12 protein-coding genes are annotated in these 13,537 nt (G+C 49.1%); 5 read left to right on the forward strand and 7 right to left on the reverse strand.

Annotation, left to right across the window (positions count from 1 at the left end; all coding sequences use genetic code 11):
• Positions 1-15: 15 nt before the first annotated feature.
• The 5 genes from GO755_RS01340 to GO755_RS01360 form a co-directional block, all read right to left on the reverse strand.
• Positions 16-1,164, reverse strand: a complete 1,149-nt coding sequence (locus GO755_RS01340; protein WP_157582769.1) for an acyltransferase family protein — start codon at positions 1,162-1,164, stop codon at positions 16-18.
• 87 nt (positions 1,165-1,251) lie between these two features.
• On the reverse strand, positions 1,252-2,634 hold the full coding sequence (locus tag GO755_RS01345; protein ID WP_157582770.1) for a purple acid phosphatase family protein: 1,383 nt from the start codon (positions 2,632-2,634) through the stop codon (positions 1,252-1,254).
• A 144-nt stretch (positions 2,635-2,778) separates the two neighbouring features.
• Positions 2,779-3,666, reverse strand: a complete 888-nt coding sequence (locus GO755_RS01350; protein ID WP_227686824.1) for a glycerophosphodiester phosphodiesterase family protein — start codon at positions 3,664-3,666, stop codon at positions 2,779-2,781.
• A complete protein-coding gene (locus GO755_RS01355) occupies positions 3,663-5,780 on the reverse strand; it encodes a hypothetical protein (protein ID WP_157582771.1) in 2,118 nt (705 codons plus the stop codon). Before GO755_RS01355 ends, GO755_RS01350 begins: the two co-directional genes overlap by 4 nt.
• Before the next feature lie 8 nt (positions 5,781-5,788).
• Positions 5,789-6,616, reverse strand: coding sequence for an HpcH/HpaI aldolase family protein (locus tag GO755_RS01360; RefSeq protein ID WP_157582772.1), 828 nt, complete (start codon positions 6,614-6,616; stop codon positions 5,789-5,791).
• Positions 6,617-6,937: 321 nt separating this feature from the next.
• On the opposite strand from GO755_RS01360, the gene GO755_RS01365 reads away from it, so the two are divergent.
• The 4 genes from GO755_RS01365 to GO755_RS01380 are packed head-to-tail and all read left to right on the forward strand — an operon-like array spanning position 6,938 to position 10,374.
• Positions 6,938-7,642 (forward strand): orotidine 5'-phosphate decarboxylase / HUMPS family protein, encoded by a 705-nt coding sequence (locus tag GO755_RS01365; protein ID WP_157582773.1) that lies wholly within the window; start codon positions 6,938-6,940, stop codon positions 7,640-7,642.
• Between the two features lie 25 nt (positions 7,643-7,667).
• Positions 7,668-8,693 (forward strand): zinc-binding dehydrogenase, encoded by a 1,026-nt coding sequence (locus GO755_RS01370; RefSeq protein ID WP_157582774.1) that lies wholly within the window; start codon positions 7,668-7,670, stop codon positions 8,691-8,693.
• Between the two features lie 3 nt (positions 8,694-8,696).
• Positions 8,697-9,473 (forward strand): SDR family oxidoreductase, encoded by a 777-nt coding sequence (locus tag GO755_RS01375; protein ID WP_157582775.1) that lies wholly within the window; start codon positions 8,697-8,699, stop codon positions 9,471-9,473.
• Between the two features lie 13 nt (positions 9,474-9,486).
• On the forward strand, positions 9,487-10,374 hold the full coding sequence (locus GO755_RS01380) for a sugar phosphate isomerase/epimerase family protein (RefSeq protein WP_157582776.1): 888 nt from the start codon (positions 9,487-9,489) through the stop codon (positions 10,372-10,374).
• A 126-nt stretch (positions 10,375-10,500) separates the two neighbouring features.
• Here GO755_RS01380 and GO755_RS01385 read toward each other — a convergent pair whose 3' ends face one another.
• On the reverse strand, positions 10,501-11,202 hold the full coding sequence (locus GO755_RS01385; protein WP_157582777.1) for a porin family protein: 702 nt from the start codon (positions 11,200-11,202) through the stop codon (positions 10,501-10,503).
• A 199-nt stretch (positions 11,203-11,401) separates the two neighbouring features.
• Between GO755_RS01385 and GO755_RS01390 the strand changes: the two genes are divergently transcribed.
• Complete coding sequence (locus tag GO755_RS01390) at positions 11,402-12,850, forward strand: Gfo/Idh/MocA family protein (protein WP_157582778.1); 1,449 nt, start codon at positions 11,402-11,404, stop codon at positions 12,848-12,850.
• 131 nt (positions 12,851-12,981) lie between these two features.
• Here GO755_RS01390 and GO755_RS01395 read toward each other — a convergent pair whose 3' ends face one another.
• Positions 12,982-13,500, reverse strand: a complete 519-nt coding sequence (locus GO755_RS01395) for a DinB family protein (protein ID WP_157582779.1) — start codon at positions 13,498-13,500, stop codon at positions 12,982-12,984.
• Positions 13,501-13,537: the final 37 nt, after the last annotated feature.

Raw genomic sequence — 13,537 nt, forward strand, 5'->3', positions numbered from 1 at the left:
TAAATAGAATCTTACTCATACCCGAAGGAACGTCTTTTTCTTGTACAGAAAATACAAAAACGCCCACTTTACGGCGAGATAACCCAGCACGCCCAGCAGCGCAGCTACCCAGCCTGAAGAGATGAGTTTAATCAGGCCACCGAAGAAAAAGTGAGTTGCGTATTCAAATTCGATGAACTCACCTGCCAGATAAATCAGGATGGAGTTCATACCGATGATGGTGAAGAAGAACGTCCAGCCCTTGATGCCTTTAACATCAATAATCCAGTAAAATATGCTCAATAAGGTTAGACTCAGTCCGCCCGTAACCAGCATAAACGAACTGGTCCAGAGATTTTTATTAATAGGAAAAACAAAATTCCAAAGCACGCCGAGTAGAATAAAAAGTGCACCCGCACCCAATAATTGTACGGCTTTTTGATTGCCCGTTTTGCCATGTTCTTTCAAAAACGAACCGGCAAAAATGCCAAGCAGCGCGTTGCCAATGGCTGGAATCGTAGAGAATAATCCCTCTGGGTCATGGATCGTTTTATACAGATGGCCTGGAACGACCATACGGTCGATATAACTGGCCAGATTGCATTCCATCGTCAGAACACCAGCCCCACAGCCTGGGACAGGAATCAGCATCATAGCAGCCCAGTAACCCAGCAAAATCCCGACAAACCAGATGTATCGGGTGCGTGGTTGGGCATACAGAAAAATTAACTGCGCAAACATGCCCGCCAGTCCGATGCGCCCCAATACACTCGGGAAACGAGTATCCTGAATTGCCTTGACAAAGAGCCCGTTATTGTAGATGATACCTAAAACAACCAGAATAAGCCCCCGCGTAATAATCTTGCGGGCAATCAGCGCCTTGTCGTCCCCCTTATCTAACCGCGACCCTATTGAAAACGGAGTCGACACGCCTGCCATGAACACAAAAAGCGGAAAAATCAGGTCATAAGCCCGAAAGCCATTCCAGTCGGGATGCGTGAATTGGTCAGCGATGAGAACCGCCCAGGCCCAACCCGTTGTTTTGGCCAGAACCTGAAAAATTTCTTCACCACCCATAATCCAGAACATATCGAATCCCCGCAAGGTATCGAGCGAGAGAAGCCGCTTAACAGGAGCAGGCTGGAGGACAGCAGGTTCAACAGACGAGGTAGACGGTAGAGACATACGTTTTTGGTATAAATAAGCGGATAAAATCGATGCAATTTCGAATTAGTGGTATAGATTATTTTGAGTCTATTGAGTCAAAATAATCTACGGCTTTGCCTGTTGCTTTCTGGCTTTATATTCCTGAAAGCGATTTCGGTATTCCTGCAGTTGTTCGGGTTTGAACTTTTGCTGATACTCGGCCGGTAAGTCCAGACGCTCGGGGAGCAGCGCCGGTGCCTGATCGATCAATGTATTCTTCCCTTTACTGTCCTTTGTCAAGACGAATGAGTCGTATTTCTGGCCCGTTACGGTAAACGACTGATAGGATAATTTATCGCCATCAATCGACACCGTTTGATACAGTTGCGTGTTTGATCCGGCCCGGTCCATCCAATCCTGTAAACCAATATCGTACATTTTTGGCCCACTCACCGACACCACATAAATAGGCCCGTCGGGATGTTTGCGACTCTTTCCTAACGGCATATTTAATCCTCGGCCATAAGTATGATCATGGCCCTGCAAGACCAGATCGACGCCATATTTTTTGTAAATTGGTTCCATCTTCGCACGCCATTCGTCGTTGTCCCGCCCTTTTGCGGTTGAGTAAATCGGGTGATGGTGAACAATGACAGTCCAGCGATTCGGGTTCTTGCTCAACATCTGAACAAGCCAATCTGCCTGGGCATCCATAACCGTCGAATCGAGTAGTGCGGCTTGTGAATTTAATGAAATAAATCGTGTGCCCTGATAATCGAATGTATAAGCCGTTTCTTCGAGGCCTTTGGGGCCATTTTCAGGCAATACGAACGACGGTCGCCAGTGCTTCGATACGCGACTTTTGCCTTGTTCATCTTTGAAGTATTCATGGTTGCCCGGTGTGGCCAGTGTTGGCACCATGCCATTAATCCAGCCCCCCGCTTCGAACCACTCCGCCCATTGCCAGTCAGCGTTGGAGGTAGTAATTAAATCGCCCGCGTGGATCATCAGGTTCACCATGGGCAGCGTAGAATAAGCGCCCCGAATGGCCCGCGACCAGAGTGAACGAATGTCATTCTGCGCATCCCCAAAATATAGAAACGAAAAGGGCGCTGGCTTGTCTTGAGCCGTTTTAAAATGAAACCACTCGCTCCAGTACGTGCCATCACCAACGCGGTAGCTGTATTGAGTAGCCGGTTTCAAATTTTTGAAATGAACTGAGTGGTATTTTACCGATTTGCCGTCGAGTACTACCGTTTCACTTATGGCAGGAATGATGGTAGCCTTTTTGACAAAATCGGGAGATGGATCAGCTTCACTTATGGCGCCAACTGCGTTCGTAACGGTCGAATCGGTGCGCCAATTAACGGACTGCGACGTGGCTGGATTACCCTGCCAGCCTAAGATGAGTCGGTCAGGATAAATGGTGGCCGGGTATGGTTTATGGATCTGAGCGCTGGCAGATAAACAAGTTAATGCAAATAAAAAAGTAAGGAAATTGCGTGTCATGAACGATGTTTTGGTAGCAAATAGGGATTTACTTGTTGATGAGTTTTTGTCATCCCGACCTTAGGAGGGATCTCAAGTTTCGTATTAGTCAAGCTTGAAATCCCTCCTAAGGTCGGGATGACAACGTGTTAAAATACATTCTATTCATTGTTCTTTCTCACTAAGGGTTCGATATACCTTTATTACGTAATCTGTCTGGATAACATCTAAGTGGAAGCGGGCCGCTTTCTGGTATTGTTCAGCCGAATCAAATGGCCCTAGCAGGTCAGAAAACGCCTTGATTCCGCGCTGGTGAATTTGCTGAACGAGCGCTTCATTAACGACCTGCCAGTTTAAATCGAACGCATACGGATTAAGCTTGTTGATCTTCTCGGCCATATCTTCAGCCTTTTTGAGCGAAGGCATCAGTCGGGCAGTAGGAGCAACCTGTTTCAGGGCTAGCAAGGCATCATCTGATCCATAGAAGACGGCATTTTTTAGTAATCCATGCGTCTGTAATAGTTCAATTAATGGCTGTGGGGCTACTGCTTTGCAATCGACGTACAGATTGGTCTGGGTAGGGTGACTGGCATTCCAGCGAGAAACCAACTGACATACCTCCTCTAATGTAGGAATTTGTTCTGTCTGAAAACGACCATCAAAGCCTTTGCCTGCCGATAGCGTTTTAAGTGCCGATAGTGTTTGTGTATTTATGGGTCCAGTGCCCGTAGTTGTACGATTTAAGGTACCATCGTGCAGAATAACCAACTGTCCGTCCTGGGTTGTCCGAACATCAATCTCGATGAAATCAACCTGCATTCTCAACGCTTCCAGATAGGTCGCGAGGGTATTTTCTGGGGCAAGCTGTGAGTTTCCCCGATGGGCAGAAACGCCTATTGGATTGTGCGTTGCTAACATAGCCTTGTACTTGCTGATGGAGTCGGTAGGCGAACCCGCTTTGCCGGGTGATTGGGCCTTAACGAAGGTAGTAACTACCAGACTCCAAACTAGAAAGCTTATAACTCCTATCTGTATGCGTTGTCGATTCATCATTTATGTTGAGCGTTTTTCAGGTTGGGTCTTGCCCGCCAGTCGGCTTCTGGGCCAAAGCGGAGGTGAAGCGAATTGTCCAGTTTTTCATGGGACGGATACTGATAAATCATCCGGTTGGTCAGCCAGAAACATAACACAGAAACCGTTAAGGCTATCGTCGCCCGTATCCAGGCTTGTTTGTATAAGGGATCGTACGAAGTTGGTACCTGAACTAGTATCGGGGCTCTTTCGGTCGGTACCGTCAGCACGAGCAGAGTTGCCAGGATGGCATTGAGTATGATGCCCCATTCCGTTAGCAGTCGGCTAGGATGCCAGTTCACCAACGCTCGCTCAAAATTTCCGACAACCATAAACCAGAGTAAAATCAGGAAAATCAGTTGGCCTTTGCCCAGCCAGGAATTGGGAATAAGAGCCAGTGGCTCCCGAAAATGTCTGCGAATCAGGATGATGAATAATACGAACAACAAAAGCCAGGTTAGTTTAAACCAGCCATCGGGTGTCAGGTGCAGGAAGTCAACTCCCGGCAGACGACCCAGATAAGGGACATCCCATAGTGCGGGGACTGTTTCCTCGGTACCATCGGGTTGCACACGAACCTGCGTCCATACTTCTGGATTCAGTTGTTTGCCCCACTCGTCCACATTTTTAACGAGATTGACGTAAGGGATTGCCAGCAGAACAAAAACAGTGGCAACGCCCAGTGTCCATTTGCCAGAAATTGATTGGTTTGGGATGCGGTCATTGTGTAACGGTATGCGGGTCGCCAGAAAACCCAGTGCCATAACAATTGAAATCCCATTGACGAAGCCATAACTCTGTTCCAGAAAACTATGCCAGTTCTGCTGCTGCCAGTTGGCCCAGGTAGCCACAGTCGTTTTAAATTCTACACTCTCCGGCGATAATCCGTTACCCAGTAGAATTCGGGGATTTCCCGGAGCCATCAATAATTGCTTAATCCACTGAATACCCGAGAAACCAAGTCCGCCAATGGTACCGCTGATTACCGAAGCAACAGCTACCGGGCGTAGTTGATACCGACGCATCCAGACAATCATACCGATGAAAACGCCCGTAATTCCAGCCCAGTCATCGCTGCGGGGTGGGGTCATTCGGAGGCCGCCGTAGTTGGCAAAAAACAAACTGCCGAGTACTGGAAATGCCAGAAACGAAAGCAGCCAGCCCGCAGCCATATAGACAATCAGGGACGCGCCATGACGAAATTTTCCAAAGCGGACGAAATAAGTTGTGATTCCCAGCACCAGGCCAACTACCCAGCCAATGTGCGCAGGATAATCCCCAAACCACTGCGGCCAGTTGTTCAGTAAGTTATGGGAATCAAAAGCCAGTTGGCCTGTTTCTGGATTGACGTACGTTGGATCGCCCAGCGGATAAGTCAGGAGTGATGCCAGTGATTGATCGAACCCCAATAAGTGTAGCAAATACTGAACGAGCCAGCCTAGAAGTGCACCTGAAATTCCAAAAACAGGAAGCCACCAGGCTGTTCGATTCTTTTGGTCGATTAGGTCATAAATGCCCATTGCCAGCAGGGCCGTGGCGGCTGCGAGGTAATCGGCATCGAACCAATAGAGTGGACTTTTATGTCGGGATGCCGTATGATCGAGCTTAATTCCCGATTGGAGTGCATTCGCGATCTGATCTTCGAACAGGTCTTGCAGAAACCAGATACCAAACACAACTAGAACGGGCTTGAACAACTGAACCAGTCGTTCCCGCTCGGCCACAGCCGCTAGTGCTGTACCTGCCCCACCAAGCCCTGCCCAGAGAAATCCGATATAAAACAGGGCGGTGTACCCATACAACTGCGTAAGACTTTGTCCACTTTGCGTATACGCAATGACCTGCATATAGGAAACCGAAGCACCGAATCCCCAGCCGATTGCCCCGAAAAAAGCGAAGTAAAGCACGCGTTGCTGCCAATCTGAACGACCCGACAACAAAGGAATAACAATGGCTGCCAGACAGCCCGCAAAGGCAGCGCCGTATTCGTGACCGAAATTGCCCCGGATGCCCCAACCAATTGACAGCGCTAATCCGCCCAGCAATACACTCTGCCAGTGCCAGATGGGACTTGGCCGGTTACGTGAAAATGCCATAGTCCGCATCAGATGACGGGCATTGAGTTGGTATCGGCAGATGGCGTATCGCCCGCTGCTTCTTTAATAATACGAAGATCGTGGCGCAGGCGCTGACTAAACAAAGCTACATCGAAACTATGCACCACGATGTTGACGCCTTCTTTCATCCACTTAATCTGGCGCTCGGGTTCCAGCGAGAAATGAATGCCGATAGAAAGACCTTTGGCGCGTGTTTGATGAATGATGGATCGTACAGCAGCCTCAAAATCGGGATGATCATATTGCTCGGGTAACCCCAAACTGACCGACAGGTCATGCGGCCCGATGAACACCGCATCGAGTCCCGGCACCGACAGCAGTTCGTCGAGCCGATTTAGGGCGGGTACGCTTTCGATGTTGGCAATGCAGATCGTATTGGCATTATAGGCGGCAATGTACGCTTTCATATCGGCCGACATTTCTTCCTGCCCAGTCAAATAAGCCGTGAGTCGTTCGCCTTTTAAAGGCCGGAATTTAGTAGCGCCGACCAGTTCCTGAATCTGCTCTACGGATTCGAGGTAAGGGGCCACGATACCAATGGCTCCGCCATCAATTGCCTGACAGGCCCGGAACGGATCGGGGCTGGGAATTCGAACAATGGGCGTAATACCATAGGCCCGAAACTGCTGACAAAGACTCGCCAACTCAGCCCGATCTAATGGAATATGTTCCGTATCCAGGAAAACAAAATCAACGCCAGTCTGATGAATGACTTTTGGCCACATAGGAGCGGTCGAGGTGATGCAGCTACCGTATACGTTTTGGCCCTGTTGTAATTTTTGAAGCAGACTTAGATGGGTTGGAGCATTATTCATTTGACGAGCGATTACACATACTGACGGACGAAATGTAAGCCAAAGGACTAAGCAGCCAATGGCTGCTTAGTCCTGATTAATCGATACAATTATAGACTATCATAGTACTAGTCAACGGGTTGTTCAGGCTATTAGGTCCATGAATTATTTCCAGTTATCAATAGCCTGAATAATTCTTATTGTAGTACTATACCCAGAAGCGTTAGTGCTTCTTGTTGATTTTAGCTCGCTACGCTGGCTGATGTCGTTGACAATCACCTTCCTGAAGGCGAGTCCAGTTCGATGATTAATGATTTATTCCGCTGCTCTTTTTCGTATTAAATGAAACCCATTGTTCAAATCTCACTAGACCTGACCAACATTGACGAAGCGCTCGAAACGGCTGCTTTAGCCATGCGGGCAGGTGTCGACTGGCTGGAAGCCGGAACGCCTTTAATCCTGGCAGAAGGCCTGCATGGCGTACGAAAACTACGCGAAGCTTTTCCGAATGTACCCATCGTTGCCGACCTCAAAACGATGGATGGCGGCTACCTCGAAGCCGAAATGATGGCCAAAGCTGGTGCCACGCATGTGGTGGTAATGGCTCGTGCCCACGCCGAAACCATCAAATGCGTAGTGAAAGCCGGCCGTGATTTTGGCGCGAAGGTCATGGGCGATAACATGGTTTGCCCGGATATGGTCGAGGGAGCAAAATGGCTTGAAGACCTCGGCTGCGATTATGTGATTCATCACATCGGCTACGACGAACGGCGGGGAATTGCTGCTCAGGGTCACCGAATGCCCAGCCCGCTGGATCAGCTTCGCGAGGTTGTGCAGGCGGTTCGGGTGCCGGTTCAGGCAGTTGGTGGATTAAGTCTGGAACAGGCCATTCGCTGCCCCGAATATGGCGCTCCGCTGGTTGTACTTGGCGCGCCACTTACCATTGATGCCGATGCGTTCAAAACCGCCGATGGTAACCTGGAAGCATCCCTTCGATTGATCTGCGAAAAAATTCACGCTTATGGCGATGTGCCCGTAGCGAATTGATTCTATTTCTTATCCTCATTTTGTTATGAAATCTGCTGCCGTTGTTAATTATGCGCCGGAGAAAGGCTCCGTCGAGATTCGTGAACTGGATCGGCCTACTATTGGCGAGGACGATGTGTTGCTGGAGGTTGCCAATGTAGGCGTTTGCGGAAGTGACCTTCATCAGTGGACCTCTGATCATAGCTGGCCAGTAAACTACCCAGTCGTACTTGGTCATGAATTTGGTGGCCATATTAGTGAACTTGGAAGTCGGGTAACAGGCTGGTGTGAAGGTGACCGGGTGGTTAGTGAAACGGCGGCTGTTATTGACGCCAACAACCCCATGACTCGTCGTGGCCTCTATAACCTCGATCCTACGCGGAAAGGATTTGGATATGGGGTCAACGGGGCCATGACACGCTTTGTCCGCGTTCCGGCCCGGTGTCTGCACCATGTGCCTGATCAACTAGCGTTCGAGCAGGCTTGCCTGACAGAACCTTGCTGTGTGGCGTTCAATGCAGTAGTGGAAAACAGCCGGATCAAACCGGGCGACCGCGTTATTGTGCTTGGACCGGGTACCATCGGTATTTTGTGTGCCGCCATGGCGAGACTCTGCGGGGCCGAAGTTGCTCTGGTTGGGTTAGAATCCGACCGACATCGGCTTGAAATCGGGAAACACTACGGCTGCGAAGCCATCATTGGGGATGCCACAGAATGGGCACGAAAAGCAGATGGCCTCGGAGCTGACTGTATCATCGATGCGGCCGGTACGAGCATTACCCTGAAAATTGCAATGCAATTGGTACGACCCAATGGGCATATTACCAAGGTAGGTTGGGGCCCACAGCCGCTCGGTTTTTCGCTCGACCCACTGGTGCAAAAAAACGTGACTCTTCAGGGAAGTTTCAGCCATAACTGGCCAATCTGGGAGCGGGTCATCGCCTTGCTTGCCAATGGGCAATTGGATGTAAAGCCTATTATTGGGGGCGTATGGCCTATTACCGACTGGCACGAAGCCTTCGAAAAAATGCACCGAGGAGATGTCGTAAAAAGCGTACTCAAACCGGTTTAACCAATGCGGTTGCAAGATAAAGTCATCATCATTACCGGCAGTTGTACCGGCATTGGAAAAGCCATTGCCAACCGGTGTGTTGCCGAAGGAGCACGGGTTGTTATTCATGGACTGGAGCAGGAACTCGGCGAAGCAATCGTGGCCTCGCTGGGAAGCGATAAAGCCGTGCTGCATATTGAAGAAATTACTGCCGACGAGGCCCCGCAACATTTGGTCGATCTGGCCCTGAAAACGTTTGGTCGCCTGGATGCGGTTGTCAATAATGCCGCTATGGTCGTTTCATCAAATACCCAAACGACCGATCTGAGTTTGTTTCGCAAGGTTATGGAAGTGAATGCGTTAGCGCCTTTTGCTCTGATTAAGGTGGCTCTGCCACATCTGCAAAAACGGCGTGGTTGCGTCCTGAATATTGGGTCGCTCAACGCCTGGTGTGGCGAACCGAATCTGATGGCCTACAGCGTGTCGAAAGGGGCGTTGGTGACATTAACCCGTAACCTTGGTGATACGCTTCATCGGGAAGCGGGTGTACGAGTCAACCAGTTGAATCCGGGTTGGGTGCTGACAGAGCGGGAAATCCAGCGCAAGCATGAGCAGGGAATGGCTGACGATTGGTACGAACATCTTCCGCTAGAACTGGCACCGTCGGGCCGGATTTTGTGTCCTGATGAAATTGCTGCTGCTGCCGTATATTGGCTGGCAGACGAAAGCGGCCCCGTTAGCGGACAAATCGTTGACCTTGAACAATACCCATTTATTGGCCGAAATCTGCCGAAGAATTAACCCTTTATACGCTATGCCCCAATTAGCCGCTTTTCCTAAAGCTTTTATGCAGCAGCTCTGCAAAGACGGAACCATGCGTGTTTCGGAATGGATTGAGCTGGCAGCCAAACTCGATATTGATGGCCTGGAATGGTATGCCGGATTTCTGGAAATGGACGATGAGGCCAACTGGCCACTATTTCGCCAGCAAGTGGAAGCACACGGAAAAGTGATTCCGATGATGTGTTGTTCCCCCGATTTTACGCATCCCGATGCTGCCTTCCGCGCAAACGAAATTGCGAAGCAGAAACGCTGGATTGATATGACGTATATCCTGGGAGGTTCATACTGCCGGGTTCTATCGGGACAACGACGCCCGGAGCTTTCCATTGAAGAAGGTGTCGCACTGGCGGCTGAGTGCATCGAAGCCTGTTTGACCTATGCACAGGAGCGCGGCATTACGCTCATCATCGAAAATCACTACAAAGATGACTTCTGGACGTATCCTGAATTTGCCCAGAAAATGGATGTGTTCTGTATGCTTGTCGACCGGATCGATCATCCGAATTTTGGTGTCAACTATGACCCAAGTAATACCTACCTGGCTGGTGAAGATCCCCTGGAATTACTCTATCGTGTGTCGCATCGAGTAGTGACGATGCATGCCAGCGATCGGTATTTGCTCGAAGGAACCATTGAAGATCTTCGTCGTGAAGAAGGTGGGGCGGCTGGTTACGCCAAACGACTCAGCCACGGCGAAATTGGCAAAGGCCTCAACGATTATGATGCCATATTCACTGAGCTAAAACGAGTGGGTTTCGATGGCTGGATCAGCATTGAAGATGGGGTCGATGGTATGGCGCAGCTTGAGCGTAGTGTTGCTTTCCTACGCAAAAAAATGGCTGAATACTGGCCGGAGTAATCTGGTATGATTTATTTTAATCGTCTGTTGAAGAGTGTGACCCCATCGGGGTCAAATGGTTATAGAAATTCATGTTTACTATAGACATCTGACCCCATCGGGATCACACCAAAGCTAGTCAACAACTCAAAATTTATATTCCAGCGACAGAGACGCATTGCGATTTTTATAGCTATTGCTATAGAAAGGCCAATAAACAGTCCCAGACGGGCCTATATCTTTCAGGCCCAACTCATAGGTTAGTCCTACAATAGCTCTACCAAAATCGACACCGATTCCGGTTCCTATACCAACATCGAATCGCTCAAGGCCCCGACTGGCAAACGTCTTTTCCTCTAGGGTGCTGTAGTCAATCATATCGCCGTAAAGGATATCGCCCGTTAACTGGGTTTTGCCACCGATGCCGTACGCAACATAAGGCCCCGCAGTGAGCACAAGCCTTGTGCCCGGTAGTACGTCTAGTCTATAACCAGCATAGATGGGCACTTGCAAATAGAGCTGATTACTTTTCAGTACCGCTTCCCGCCCTGGATATACCAGGTTGTAATCGAAGCCCATTGGCGCTTCCCCTTTTATTTCTGCTCCTTTCGTGGTGAACGAAAGACCTGATTGAAGGAAGAAGTTTTGCCTGAAATTGTACGTAGTGGTAAAACCTATGTTGACTCCAGGTTTGATACGGTTAGTTGGTATCGTGTTGTTATTGAAGCTTAACGAAGAGAGGTTCAATCCTCCCTTTACTCCGAATTCAAAAGGAGAGTTCTGGGCCAACGAGGTAAAGCCCGTTATGACCAATAAGACGATTAGCAGTGGGTTGTATATTTTTTTCATTTGTAGTAGGAGGGGGTTATATCGTTGAGAAGACCCTATTCCTGACGAGGGGGTTGGAACAAAATAGACGATCTGGAATAAAAGCTATCTAGTCGAAGGTACGATTGCGCTATAAATCAGTAGTATACAATAGGTCTGTGCACGCTTTTGCCAGCAAATCTTAGTTTATTCCTAAATCATCAAAACCTCTAGTACTTTCATGGAAGAAAAGAAAACTACACCGAATGCAGAAAGTCGGCGCGACTTTCTGAAAACATCGTCTCTGGCAGCTACGTCGTTTTTTATTGTTCCCCGGCACGTTCTCGGAAAAGGGTTTATTGCGCCGAGTGATAAACTCAACATTGCGGGGATTGGCGCAGGCGGCAAAGGCAAAAGTGATTTGGCTGCCTTTTCAAAAAGCCCTAATGTGAATATTGTGGCTCTTTGCGATGTCGATGATCGGCAGGCGGTGGATTCGCGGAGTCGTTTCCCGAAGGCAACGTACTATAAGGATTTCCGGGAAATGTTGAGCAAAGAAAACAAGAACATTGATGCCTGCTCCATCTCCACGCCCGACAATACGCATGCTGTAGCCACACTGGCCGCCATGCAGTTGGGCAAACATGTGTACACCCAAAAGCCACTTACACACGATATTTACGAAGCGCGAATTTTAGGACAGGCGGCAAAAAAATACAAAGTCGTTACCCAAATGGGCAACCAGGGTGGTTCGGGCAATGGCGTTCGTCGGATGAAAGAAATTTATGATGCCGGAACCATTGGTGAGGTTCACAAAGTGCTGACCTGGACCAACCGACCCGTCTGGCCACAAGCCGTTCCGACCGATAAAACCTTTGATATTCCGAAAGAACTGGATTTCGATTTGTGGTTAGGTCCTGCCAAGAAAGTGCCGTACAACGAAGCCTATTTGCCCTGGAACTGGCGAGGCTGGTGGCCTTATGGAACGGGTGCTCTGGGCGACATGGCTTGCCACATTATGGACCCCGTTTTTCGAATTTTACCCATCGACTATCCAACCTCTGTTGAATGTAGTCTGGCCGGTACGTGGGCATTTACGTTACGTCCGCAAGACGATAACCCAGATTGGACACCCTTTTCATCGTCCATTCACCTCAATTATCCTCGTAAAGACGGCAAGGGCGATATTAAGTTGAGCTGGTATGATGGCGGTATTTTGCCTGAATTGCCTGAAGAGTTACTGCCCGGCGAAAGCTTTGGTAATTCTGATGGTGGTGTGCTATTCATAGGTTCCAAAGGAAAGCTCATGGCTGATTGCTATGGGGCTAATCCTCGTTTGTTGCCCCTGAAAGCCAACGAGTCGATTAACATTCCCGAAACGATTGCCCGCGTACCGAACGAAGATCATTACCTCCAATGGGTCGACGCCTGCATTGCGGGTCATGGAAAAGGCGTAACGAGTTCGCCGTTCGAATATGCAGCTCCATTTGCCGAAAGTATCCTGATTGGAAATCTGGCCTTACGCAGTTGGATGCTCCGCGATAACCCATCGGCCAAGCGATCGTCTGACAGATATAACGGTCGCAAGAAGTTGTATTATGATGCGCCCAACATGAAAATCACGAATTACGATCAGGCCAATCAATTTGTAAAACGGGATTATAGAGAAGGCTGGAGCTTGACGATTTAAGTTGGTGAATATTGGCTGTGATGTCGGGTTATTAAACCCGACATTAGGAGGTTTCTCAAAACCTATAGACACGAGGTTTTGAGAAACCTCAATTGTCAGATGTGAGCATCTGACATCACCGCACAACTCCCTTACGACAGGGCCAGTTTGATATGTGCCAGATGGTGTTGGACGTGCCAGGCCGTCATGGCCAGCGCCTGAGCCTGATTGATCATAATCTGCCGAACGGGATGGTAATACGCAATTGCGAGCATCGGTTCTGTCAGGGATTTGGCCAGGTATACGTAGCGCAGGGTGACTCCTTCGAACAGAATCAGAGAATCTGCAATCGGAGCTTCGGTGGCATCAGGTGTATGTGCCCAGGCATTCATGTCGATGAGCGTAAGCTCTTTATAGTCAGGTTCTGTCAATGCTTTTTTCATCCGAAAAAAATGCACAAACTGGATGTCGGCCACGTGATGGACTAATTGCTGTACGGTCCAGCTGCCGTCACGGTATGTTTTCGCTAAATTAGCTGGCGATAAATTTTCGACTAATTCCCGATACCGGGCCGGGCTGCTTTCAATGATGCTAATAAGTTGATCCAGTTCATCGGCTGAATACGTATCCTGCGTTACGAACGGACCAATGGGGTACTTACGATTGTCCATGTATATGCCTTCAAATTCATGTTAACTTCCGCAATGG

It is taken from the genome of Spirosoma arboris (assembly GCF_009754945.1).
GTDB classification, from domain to species: domain Bacteria; phylum Bacteroidota; class Bacteroidia; order Cytophagales; family Spirosomataceae; genus Spirosoma; species Spirosoma arboris.